Source organism: Trichocoleus sp. DQ-A1, from assembly GCF_039961955.1.
Lineage (GTDB): Bacteria > Cyanobacteriota > Cyanobacteriia > Cyanobacteriales > FACHB-T130 > FACHB-T130.
The window spans coordinates 1-12,124 of record NZ_JAMPKE010000065.1; the positions used below are offsets into that span (position 1 = coordinate 1).

Genomic DNA, 12,124 nt, shown 5'->3' on the forward strand with positions numbered 1-12,124 from the left:
TCCTGTCAACTTTGCCGTCAATTTGATAGCCGGCTTAATTGCCTACTGCCACCAGCCCAAGAAGCCCTCCCTGATCAACGATGCTGCCTTGCCTGCTTAACCCGAACTCACGTCAATTAGACTGTAGGCTATTTGGTACAAAAATCTTGAACGGAATATCAAGGGTTTCAGGCTTCTAATTCTCAGTAGGTTCAACTGGTACACCTCTTAGCGTGACTTTCTGTTCCGTTACTACTCAGACCCCTAGCATATCTACCATTGCAACACTTTCAGAGACAACTTTCATTTGGACTGAGCGGTGTTGAATTTCAGGAATATCAAAAGTCAGCCACTTCATTTTCTGTGTCGGTTGTCCCGTAGATTGGGGTGGTTCGGACTCTACTGCTTTAGTTGTTCATCAATACTAGCTGGCTTATCTACTGGCTTACCCTTCAAGCAAGAGTAGTGCCTGCTGAGAATTTGCCATTCGCTTGAAACCTTTACCTGAAAACCTTTTCAGGTTTTTTTCTCTTCCCCTATTTGTGCAACTGTTATTCCGATGACAGTTGCACAAATATCGTGCTAAAGTTTTATCAGAGTAGGCGAAAGGCAGGGCAGTATGACAGAAATCTATGGCTATGCACGAGTATCGACGAGCGAACAGGCAGACAATACCTATGCTCTAGAGCAGCAAATTGAAAGGCTTAAGCAAGCTGGGGCCACAAAAATTTTCTGCGACGTAGTCTCTTGGGATAAAGCGGAAAGACTTCAATTTACAGAATTAATGGATTTGGTTCGTCAAGGAAAAGTCAAGAAACTGATTGCTACCCGCTGGGACAGATTGATGAGAAATGAAGAACTATATTTAGCACTTAAAAAAGTTTTTCAGAATTTTGGAATAGTATTACAACTACTTGACCAAGGAATTGTAGATTTAACTACAGCAGCCGGAGAACTAAGTGCTGATATGCAAGCTCTCTTTGCTGTGCATGAGAGAAGAATGCTTATAGATAGAGTTAAGCATGGCTATAAGTACCGCCGAAGCAGATTAGCAGCACCAGGAAGGGGTCCTTTTGGTTATGTAGTTGTCAATGAAAAATATGAACTCAATACCAAACCTTGTGTCTGTCTTTTAGAAGACAGACCAAAAAACTATCTGGATCTCTACGCTGAGTCCGACAATTCACCTAAGCTGCTTTACCGCAGTAAGGCACAGATTGCTAGAGAAATATTTGAATTATTTTTGCAGATCAGAAAACCTATAAAAGTATTGGGACACATTTACGAAAAATATGGAATACAGGTTAAAAAAGGAACTCACTCAGGACTTGACGAGCAATTAAGTTTACCTAAATCGCCTACACACTTTAGAGAATGGTTAGTTAATCCAGTCCATCAAGGTCATACTGCTTACTTAAAATATCAAACTAAAGGGTATTTAAAGGATGATGATGAGTGGGAATTTCATCCTAATACTCATCCGGAAAATAAATTAATCAATGAATTAGAAGCTGAAGAAGTTAAAAATATTCTAAAATTTAATACTAAAAGAGTTGGCAATTCAAAAATATCTTTTTATTTAACTGGCTTAGTATTTTGTTATCAGTGTGGGGGGAAGGGAGTATTAAAGCGACACAAAGAATATAGCTACTATGGTTGTAGACACGCGAGCTTTGGTTGTAAAAACAAAAGATCTACAAGAATAGAAAAAATAGAGCATGCTATTATTGAAACTTTGTTTAAACGAGTAGTTTCTATTGCTGAAGAACCTGCAACTGGGGCTAGTTGCTCTATTGATTCAGCTAAATTATTACAGATGAAAAAGCAATTAGCTGGTTTGGAGTCTCTACCAGGAATTGATAATAATTTTTTGTTGAAGAATGCTAAGGAAGATTTAATTAGGCAAATTGAAAAGGAAACTAAGCGATTAGAACAATCTGTCCCAGTAGAAGGGACAGCCCAACAGATTATTCGCCACCCAATGGCGAGAAATATAAATTTCTGGTATAGCTTGACTTATCAAGAGAGGGAAGTTCTTTATGACAAACTTGTTGAAAAAGTTTGTATTTTTAATGGGGAAGCAATTTCGGTTTCTTTATATGTATAGTTACTCAAACTATTAGCTGTTATTCGTCAATTTTTTAACAATGTCTAAATACATTTTCGACAAATTTATTGAAGCAGCAAAGCGGTTTCAAGCGGCGGAAAAATCTACTTTAGCGTCTTGGAATTCCCCATGCAATTGTCCAAGTCCTGGTAAACGCTTAGAATGTTTAGACTGCTCCAACTGTAAAGATTTAGGATTACTCATTCAAGAAAAGCTTAAGCCTTTAGTAGGGATGACTATGCCTACCATAGAACCCGTAATAGCTACCTTACCTCACTACCCAGAGGAGATAAAGCAAAAAGCTATCGAGCTTTTTGCTGAAAATTATACTTTACAAGAAATTCGGGAACTGACAGGAGGAATGAATCGTGACCTGATCAGTAAATTAGCTAGACAGGCAGGTCTGCAAAAACGCTCAGAACCATACCCAGAAACCTTAAAGCAAGCTTGTTTAGAGTTATATAGGGCGGGCAAGACGACTAAGGAAATCCATAATCTAACTGGAGCCCCTATGTCGGCAGTCAGACGCTGGGCTACTCAAGCCAATATTAATAGAGGTCAGAAAATTTATCCAGAAGAGGTGAAACAAACTTGTCTTCGGCTTTATCAAGAAGGAAAGTCAGGCGGAGAAATCAAAAAGATTACTGGTATTAAGGTACAAACTGTTGCAAAGTGGGCCAGAAAAGCCGGGATAAATAGAGGTCACAAAGTTTACTCAGAAGAAGTCAAACAGACTTGCATTAGCCTTTATATCGAAGGTAAAATTATTAAGGAAATTGAAAAGATTACGCAAATTCCTAGTGATACGATTAGAAAATGGACTAGACGAGAAAATGTTAGTCGGGGTTCAAACATCTATCCAGAAGAAGTCAAACAAAGTTGTATACGTCTTTATGTAGAAGGTAAATCCTACGACCAAATCGAGCAAGTTACAGGGGTTAGCGAAGTTACAGCGAGGAGGTGGGTGGTAGATGCTAATGTGGGTAGAGAGCCTCATATCTATTCCGAAGAGGTGCAACAAAATTGCCTATCTCTCTACAAAGATGGTAAGAATGCCAAAGAGGTTGAGAAAGTGACTGGGGTTCCCTGTCAAACTATTTTAAAATGGGTCAAAAAATCTCAAGAGAATCAGCTTTGTAATAGCTATTCCCCAGACATAAAGGAAGTTTGCTTATCCCTTTATTTAGAAGGAAAAAAGCCTAAAGAAATCGAGAAAATTACTAAAATTGATGCTAAAACTATTGGCAAGTGGGTTAGAAATTCTAAATTAGGTAAAGGTGGAAAAAGTTATTCACAAGAGGTTAAACAAACTTGTCTTCAGCTTTATAAAGAAGGCAAATCTTATGCAGAAATTGAAGAAATAACTGGAGTTCCTTGGCAAACTATTGGAGAATGGGCGAGAAAAGCCAAGATTAGTAGAGTTTTCAGAACTTATTCAGAAGAGAGCAAACAAATTTGTATAGACTTATTTAAGGAGGGAAAAAATTATAAAGAAATTGAAGCCCAGACTGGAGTTCCTAAAAATACGTTCACTAAATGGATAGCAAAAGCTGATGTTGATCGGCTTTGGAAAGAGCATCCTGTTGAAGTCAAACAAACTTGCTTGTCTCTTTACAGCCAAGGAAAATCTTATCAGGAAATTGAAAGTTTGACGGGAGTTCCCCGCGGGACAGTCCGGTGGTGGGTATCCAAGCAAACATCCAAGGAGACTGAATGTTAAGGGATTTACGTTTGATTTAACATTCAAACAGTTCTTGGACAGTTGCTACTGCTACTCACTACCCTATTCCTTTGATAATAATTTTGCGTATGCAAAATTTCGCTTATTCACCTTTCCGGTTTTTCAGCCAATCGTGTGACAGTTGTTCAACTAAGGTACTAACATCAACTGCACTGGGCTGCCGTTTTGATTTGCCCTCCTTTAGTAGTTCTGCTTGCACATCTAGGTAAAGTTCTAATAGTACATAGGCTGAAATCAGGGTATAGTCTGGATTGCTACGCCTGCCTTTTAGTCTCTTTACTTTGCGATCTTCAGACAGCTCCTCTTGTTTAAATTCTGGTTCATCTGTCGGTTTGATGGTTAAGTCGGTAGTTAACTCCACTTCTGGTTCTTGAGTGCAAGTTTTAGCTTTGTCTAATAGAGACTTAAACACAGAGGGCTTATCATCCAAAACCGCGCTGGCAGCAGCATTCAGAGGGCGAATCATTCGAGCATTGGCTTGATAGTCGCGGAAGTAATCGCACAGATTCTTGAAGGCTTGCCTGATGAGGCCTAGCTCAAATTTAAATTAGGGCTTTCCATCGCCGACCGCGTCCCTATGAAAATGAGATCGCTTCTTTTGCCTGTTCCTGGCGATCGCATTTCGACTGAACCCTAAAAAAGAAGCACTTAATTTAGTAAACGCAAGTGTTAAATAATTGAAGCGTAATCCTTGCATATTTAATTGACTGATTCGTCAATTGTATTTAAATATAACCCTGAAAAAAATGCCTAACTCTTTGGAATAATGGGTGTTATATTTTGCGCTAACGCTATAAAGGCTATAGGTTGTAAGGAGTGACAGAAATAAGGTGTGGGGAATCGTGGGGCGGTCGCCATGATGTTTTTATCCATTATAATTACCTTGTCCGCCCTGGAGAATTCAGATGGCACAAAAAGGGCCAATTCGATTCACGCAGAGACTAGGTGTCGCTCAGTTCGCTCGGTTGCAGGAAGGTGCGAATCGCTTAAAAATCTCTAAATCAGAAATTCCTCGCGCTGCTCTCGATAACTATTTGGACGAACTGGGTTCACTTAGCCACAAAAGCGAAACGCCAGCAGCTTAAAACTGCTGGCGTTTCATTTCTTTTTCTTGTAAACCCACTGCAATCGGTCTCCGCTACCAAACTTTGACCCGTTGCGTGGATTCATGGAGCAAGCTTCCTGTGTATAACAGGTCGATCTTGACTTAATTATATGTCCGACACTAGGCAATCCGCTTCAGTTTTTGCAGAAGATACTTCTTTTGCATCATTATCCCGCAATCCCGATACAGTTACCGTAGTTTCTGGAAAGGCATTCGTAGTCGCGTCCTCTCTGAATCAACAGGGAGGCAATCGCTAATGGTGTACACCTCAACTACTCACTTGAAGCCAGAACACCAGAAGCATTTACTAGATGAAGGCTTCACGCTGGAGCAGATTGCAGATTGGGAGAAACTTGGGCTGCGATCGCTGGATAAGTCCGATGCCGCCCAACTAAACCTACAATATTGGACTGCGGATGGATGGAAATGTGAACAGGGGTTATATTTTCCCTTCACCGAAACCTTTGGGCAAATTCGGCTCGATATTCCAGTTGTACGATTAAACGGTTCAACGGCGAAGTACCTCACCCCATACAAGGCAAATTCTCAGGCGTGGATTCCTGATGGTTGCCGCATCCTTACTGAGGGTGCTAAGGATGCCTACGCTGGAACTGTGCATGGAGGGATACCTACGGGTGCGATCGCTGGGGTCAGTCATTATCGAAAGGCACTAGAGCAGGGCGCTGGCTACACAATCTTGTTTGATGCGGATGGCTGGACTAACCCTAGTGTCTTATCGAATCTATTTCATGCAGGCAAGTGGCTCAACGGTAAGGTGCAACTACTACCGGAAATAGAAGGACAGCCCAAAGCAGGATTGTGCGAGTATTTCAAAGCAGGTCATACAGCAGAAGATTACAAAAACCTTCTGGGCAGCGCGATGACGCCGGAAGAGTTACTTCTTGAGTGGGCGGAACGATTCAAAAATATTCCTTCAAAGCATCTCTCTCGCTCAGTTTCCGTTGCCCTCAGGTTGGCTGCACAATACCTGAAAAAGCACGATGGCGATCGCCTGCTTAACATCCTTGCCAAGAGAACTCCTTACTCCAAGAAAGCTCTGGAGAGGGAACTAAGGAGTCAAACTGCCAAGTATAAAAAGGTCAAGAATCGTGAAGTCAAACAGCGATTTAAGGAGCAAGCTAAGGCAGACTTATTTGACCAAAAAATGCGTCGTGCTATGGAGATAGCCGAGCAAAATGTACCGCCATCCGAGGAGGAACTGGAGGAGATTTGGGAATTTTTAAAGAATGCCCCAAATAGCTCTGAGAAGCAAGTTGCACAGCAGGATCTCAAGGAGAAGTGGGGGAAAATCCTTTTCCCTGAAAGCAAGTACAAGCAAGCTTCCAAGGCTATCAGAAGGCTTTATGGCGATCGCTTACGCTTCAACTCGCTAAAGCAGGAGATTGAGTATGGCGACGAGAAATTAGACCTGGACCTTATACGCCACGAAGTTTGTTCTGCCCTTGACAGGGACATACCTCAAAGTGACCTAATAGACATCCTGCTGGGATTATCTAATAAGCGGCGCTACTGCCCAATTGCTGAGTATCTAGAAAGGGTTGCAGAAAAGTACGAAAATGACGATTTAGACCTTAATGCCTTAGCCGACCGTTTATTTGTCCTGAAAAACCCGACCGAACAAAATAAACAACTCGCTAGAGCTTACCTCAAGCGCCATCTAATCGCTTCTGTAGCGCGTCCTTTTAGTCCAGGCTGCAAAGTTGATACAGCCTTGATATTGCAGGGCGCTCAAGGTATTTTCAAAAGTACATTTTTTGGCATTTTGTATCGACAAGACCTGAAGTGGTTTGACGATACATTATCCGAAAGTGGAGATAAGGATGAGTTACTAAAACTTCATCAGCATTGGTGCGTTGAATGGGCAGAATTTGAGCGAACCTTGGGTAGGAAAGGTAATTCCCAAGTCAAGTCGTTCATGACCACCAAAGTAGATAATTTCCGGGTGCCTTACGGACGACAAACGAAAGCTTTCCCCCGACGTGGCGTACTGGTGGCATCAACAAATGAAAGCGAACCCCTTTCCGACCCAACGGGCGATCGCCGGTTTTGGATTCTTGGCGTTAAATCAATCAATCTGGCATTGGTCAAAGAATTGCGCGATCGCATTTGGGCGGCGGCGGTAAAACTCTACCGAGCAGGTGAGCAGTGGTGGTTGACCGATCAAGAAAGCCTTTGGGCAATTGACGCCAACAAACCCTTTAGACTTGCCGACCCCTGGGAAACGCCCGTTCTTGATTACATTCAAAGGTTTGGGATCACGCGGACGACGGTTAACCATCTTTTGAAAAATGTTATCGAGCTTGAGGTATCACGCCAAGACCGAGGCGCTCAGATGCGTATGGCAGGCATCCTAAAGCAGCTCGGATGGGAGAAGGATTCTCAGCGAAAAGTTATTGATGGCGCACGAGTCAATGAATGGGTTGCCCCTGACCAACCTGATGACCAACCTGACCAACCTTTTACAGAGGTTAGTCAAGAGGTTGGTCACGCCCAAAATGACAGCACAGTAAACTTTTCAGGTTTCAATGACCAACCTGACCAACCTTTTTCTCCAACTTTTTTTGAGTCAGAAACAAAAAACAATGGGAGCAATATAGGGGGTGAGAGTTTTCATAGTGCTTCTGGACAAAGTTTAAAAAAAGGTTGGTCAGGCACTGAGGTTAGTCAAACCCCAAACAACGCTACAGCAACGCTTACAGTACATGACCAACCTTTTTTGACCAACCTTGCACAGGAGGAAGCGATCCCGCCTTCATTAGCCCTGGCTTCTGAAGAACAAGTTCACGCAGAAATAGTCAATGGGCAACAAATGCTACTGGCTTGCGAGGATGGTGAGGCGGTCGCTACGATGTTTGAGGATTTGGCGACAGCATTTATTGAGCAGTACGCGCATGAGGACATAGTTCGCATCAAGACAGGCATTTGGCTGGGATTACCCCAAAACCAAAGAAGGCAGATTGTCGATATACAGAAATCTGCTAAGAAACAACCCCAAGAGGCTGAAACTAAACTCCAAGAGAAAGCGATCGCGCCAACACCATACCAGCAGCTGCGACGGAATTGGCAAGCTGAAGCTTTACGCACGAAGGAAGCAACACCATACCAGCAGCCAGAATCGTCTTTTACGGTTGGGCAGCGAGTGTTATATGAGGGCAGCGAATGCATCGTGATTAAACCAGGGCACACGCATAGCCAGATTGAAGGATTTGAGTATGCGATCGCTAATCAGGAACTGGAAACGATTGAGTAGGGGGGAGTTGGTAGTTAAGCGATTGCATAAATGCTGACAAAAACGAACTAATGGAAGTCCCGAAATAAAGTAATGCTTAAAGCTATGGAGAAGACACCTAGACGCTATATGGCGCTAGAAGCCAGTTGGAATACCTGTTGGTTTTGTCTATAAGTGGGTAAAAGCAGCAAGTATTTCCAGGCCACGCAAGTTCTATTCCAATGAGCAAAAGGAACAAGCTCTTGCATTGTACAAAGAGGATCGAGATGTTAAGGAATTCGAGGTACAGACAAGGGGCAGTGGTAAACAGGTAGTGATATTCAATGCTCAAAGCCTTGTACGGTAGGGGGTAAAAGTGGATTTATCACTACTTCTATACCACTACCCAGACAGGAATCTCTACTGCATCCGTTCAGTCAATGGCAAAGAGAAGTAATTTAATATAGACCTAGGAAATATAGAGGCGGTCACTTCCCATACATTCACTAGAGGTTAGACAATCTTGTCAAAGACTTCTCCAGGAGGGCAAAAGCCTACCTCAAATTGAAGAATTACTTGGTCTGAGTGCTGATACGGTTCGCAGGTGGAACAAGGAGTGGGAACAGACAGCCGATGTAGTTTCTCCTCTGGATCTGGATAAACCCAATCCCCTGGGTGAAGCTAGAAAACCGGATTGAGTTCCTTATAGAGAAGATGCAGCCGTTAGCATGGCCCTATTTACCTCTGCTAATATATAAGACCCTGAATTTACCGACATAGAGCCATTAGCCAATGTTGTCAGTGGTTTTTCCGAAAATTATTTTCCCCATCTGCTAGGGTAATAAGTCTTTCTACCTCGCTTTCTGATGAAAATAGTTTTGTAGAGGAAACTACTACTTTCACTACTCAGTTTAGTTCGATGTATTTGATGGTTAGATACCAAAAAGGCGCTTTTAACGTATTTTTTGACTAAACTTTTTTTCTAACAATACACACAGTTATGATTGAACATAATTCACAAAAGAATAGGGAAACGAGTACTCCCGATAAATACGTTTTACGCATCCAGAAGTACGCACAGCAGCTACGCGAAAAAAAAGAATTTAAAACCCAAATAGTTCAGCATATCGCCACCGATATCGATTTTCATCTAAAGCAACTCAATCCAGAATTAATAAACAAATCTTTTAACCTCACTAAGGCTGTTATCTGTCTCAAAAATCTATTAAAAGATATTCTTCAAGATATTTTTCAGAGTCAAGAGTTTTGGGAGGAAAAAGCCATTTGGATATTATCCCATCTTGATGCTTGGAGCATAGAAGGAGTAGAACCCGACTCGGCAACTCGTTTAATTAGCAAGATGACCGGGCTTTATTCAAAAAAAGAAGATAAAGAATTGTATATCATCAGCTTATGTGCTTCTAAAACAGCGGGAGAATTTATACAGAAATTTAATCTATATAGCCATTCTTTAGAAACCCTACAAAGTTTGCTAGGAATGGAGCCACAAGAATCCATGCCAGCGACAAACGCTCCTCTATTTCAAACTTATGACGATACTCCAGTTATGACATCTCTACCCTATTTAACTGGAGTACAAGCTTGTTTTGGTGCGGAATTTTGGGAGAACATTGATGGGATTCCCCGCTTCCGACGCTCTTTTGGTGAAGGTTTTATTGAACATAATATTATTCAACACCATTCAGAAACGAATAGATTAGAGCTAGTAGCGGGAAATGCAGCTTGGGAAATTATCAATCAATTGGGTATTGAAACCGCTTATATGTTCTTACTTTTTGCTTCCTACGCTACTGATATGGAAAAGCCTTGGGAAGGAACGTTTAGCTTTAAGGCTACAGACGTTATTAGCATGGGACTCTTTAATTGGAATAAGAGAAGCGATTTAAGCCTCAGTCAAAAGCTAAAAAAATTGGGAGAATTAGCTCAACAAGTAGCCAGTCTGAGTATAGCTATCAAAAACTTAGACCTGAAGCTGATGACGTATGAAGCGGAAATCCAACCCATGTGGCGGCTTAAGCTTAAATATCTCGGTCGGCTCAGCTTGACTATGGATTCTAACCAACCTGATAAGATTTACTACGAGCCAGAAGAACCTACCGAGTTAATTATTACCGCAGGACCAAATGATTGGGTAAAACCTTTTCAAGATTCAGGTAACTTCTCTTCTCTATATGAATATGGCTTCCTCGCTAAAAGTACCCTTCTAATTAATCCCTACAGACAGCCAATGGCCGCTGCACTAGCGGTGTTTTTGACAATAATGAGTCGAATTCAAACCACTGGAAAGTATAAAATCAAAACCTTGCTAAAGGGGCTAGGATACCTCTCAAAAGAATCACACTTGCAGACGATACAAAACAACCGTCAGAAACGCAATGAACTGATTGAAAAATGGGATAACGCTCTGCTTACTCTACACGAACTTGGTTGGCAGATTGAGTTCGATCTGGATACCTATCTCGAATCAATTCACCCCTCTTGGAAAGGGGAGGAAATTCAACGCATAGAGTGCAAAACACGACCCCACAATTGGCTGGAACTCTGGCTGGAAGCCTACGTCATTATAAAACCTACATCGAAGATTCAAAGCAAGCTGGAGGCCATTAATACAGCAGTTTGCAGGTAGATAGAGTACAAGCTATCCCCAGGGGGAAAAGCGCTTTACATCTACACCTGTACTTTACTTACTTGCAAACTGCTGTAACGTGCAGACCATCAAACCCTTCTCACGCTCTAGGCTATTTCAAGCAGCAGGTACAGATGGCGTAGCTTCTATTAATTCTCTCTACCTAGGAATCGGAAGATGGCGTAATCCTGCTAATCGAACCTTCTGGCAGGTACAAATTTATGGTTTCAACCCCAGTAACCCAGCAATGGATGTGCCAGATGCTGCACCTGAATTGAATAAACTCAAGATGTTGAATTATGTACTTTATGACCAGGCAGCGCGACCCGATCTGGGTAATGTTGCTAGTCAACTTCAGCAATCTAAACCGCTTCCAGCTCAACTGAATGACTTACAAATTCAAGTCACTGGTGTCTTCACAATGGGAGCCTCTTTCTCAGCTGATGGCAATTTGATTGTGAGTGACTCTAGTTTCTTGCGTCTGTTTCCAGAACGCCAAGCCGATGATATCGATGTCGGTCTAATTACGTTGAAACCGGGTGCAGATATCGAGCAAGTGCAAGCAAATATAAAAGCCAAATTGCCGAATGATGTGCTGGTTCTGACCAAAGAAGAATTTGTCCAACGGGAGAGAAACTATTGGAGTCAAGTTAGTCCGATCGGCGTTATCTTTGGCTTCGGAACTATCGTGGGATTTTTGGTGGGAACGGTAATTGTTTATCAAATTCTTTACTCTGATGTTTCCGATCACCTACCCGAATACGCCACGCTCAAAGCAATGGGTTACGGTGATCGCTTCTTAGTTGGTATTTTGCTTCAAGAGGCGTTGATTCTGGCAATCCTGGGTTTTATGCCGGGATTCGTGATTTCACTTGGGCTTTACGGACTAATAGCACAAGCGACGCTACTTCCCGTCAAGATGTCGCTGGATCGTCTGGTACTCGTGTTGTCTTTGACGCTTGTAATGTGCATTGCATCGGGAGCGATCGCAATGAGGAAATTACAGTCTGCTGACCCAGCTGATATTTTCTAACTTCACACAATTAATAACCTTAACCCTCATATAAAACCCTGATGTAATGGTGAACACGCTTATAGCTCCTCTGGTTGCGATCGCAGCCCTTGACAGCCTCAATCCAACTGCAACGGCAATTCAGGTTTACCTGCTCAGCACTCCAAAACCGATTGCTCGTTCCGTGTTATCGGGACTTAAACAGATTTCAAGCCCAAATAAAACCCAAAGCAGCTTTATAGGCTGAGAATACATCTCGATTAGCGTTCACCCACTCCATAAAACGGAAAGACATCGCTGTCCG

The 12,124-nt window shown here is 42.3% G+C and carries 7 protein-coding genes and 1 pseudogene; 7 read left to right on the forward strand and 1 reads right to left on the reverse strand.

From position 1 onward, the window contains the following. From NDI33_RS27610 to NDI33_RS27620, 3 genes and pseudogenes are all read left to right on the forward strand, one after another. Positions 1-100: pseudogene (locus NDI33_RS27610) on the forward strand (IS982 family transposase); the annotation flags it as partial. 498 nt (positions 101-598) lie between these two features. Further along, on the forward strand, positions 599-2,086 hold the full coding sequence (gene xisF, locus NDI33_RS27615) for a fdxN element excision recombinase XisF (RefSeq protein ID WP_190671682.1): 1,488 nt from the start codon (positions 599-601) through the stop codon (positions 2,084-2,086). Between the two features lie 40 nt (positions 2,087-2,126). Further along, a complete protein-coding gene (locus NDI33_RS27620; protein WP_190671687.1) occupies positions 2,127-3,806 on the forward strand; it encodes a hypothetical protein in 1,680 nt (559 codons plus the stop codon). Positions 3,807-3,909: 103 nt separating this feature from the next. Here NDI33_RS27620 and NDI33_RS27625 read toward each other — a convergent pair whose 3' ends face one another. Beyond that, the gene (locus NDI33_RS27625; protein ID WP_190671689.1) at positions 3,910-4,293 is read right to left on the reverse strand and encodes a hypothetical protein; all 384 of its coding nucleotides are present in this window, start codon (positions 4,291-4,293) and stop codon (positions 3,910-3,912) included. Positions 4,294-4,732: 439 nt separating this feature from the next. On the opposite strand from NDI33_RS27625, the gene NDI33_RS27630 reads away from it, so the two are divergent. The 4 genes from NDI33_RS27630 to devC all read left to right on the forward strand — a co-directional run bounded on the left by NDI33_RS27630 (position 4,733) and on the right by devC (position 11,841). Further along, on the forward strand, positions 4,733-4,912 hold the full coding sequence (locus NDI33_RS27630) for a hypothetical protein (RefSeq protein ID WP_190671691.1): 180 nt from the start codon (positions 4,733-4,735) through the stop codon (positions 4,910-4,912). A gap of 276 nt (positions 4,913-5,188) precedes the next feature. Then, on the forward strand, positions 5,189-8,203 hold the full coding sequence (locus NDI33_RS27635) for a virulence-associated E family protein (RefSeq protein ID WP_190671694.1): 3,015 nt from the start codon (positions 5,189-5,191) through the stop codon (positions 8,201-8,203). 958 nt (positions 8,204-9,161) lie between these two features. Beyond that, positions 9,162-10,808, forward strand: coding sequence for an XRE family transcriptional regulator (locus tag NDI33_RS27640; RefSeq protein WP_190671702.1), 1,647 nt, complete (start codon positions 9,162-9,164; stop codon positions 10,806-10,808). A 79-nt stretch (positions 10,809-10,887) separates the two neighbouring features. After that, positions 10,888-11,841 carry an ABC transporter permease DevC gene (gene devC, locus NDI33_RS27645; protein ID WP_190671705.1) on the forward strand — a complete coding sequence of 318 codons (954 nt, stop codon included), beginning with the start codon at positions 10,888-10,890 and terminating at the stop codon, positions 11,839-11,841. The last annotated feature ends 283 nt before the right edge of the window (positions 11,842-12,124 follow it).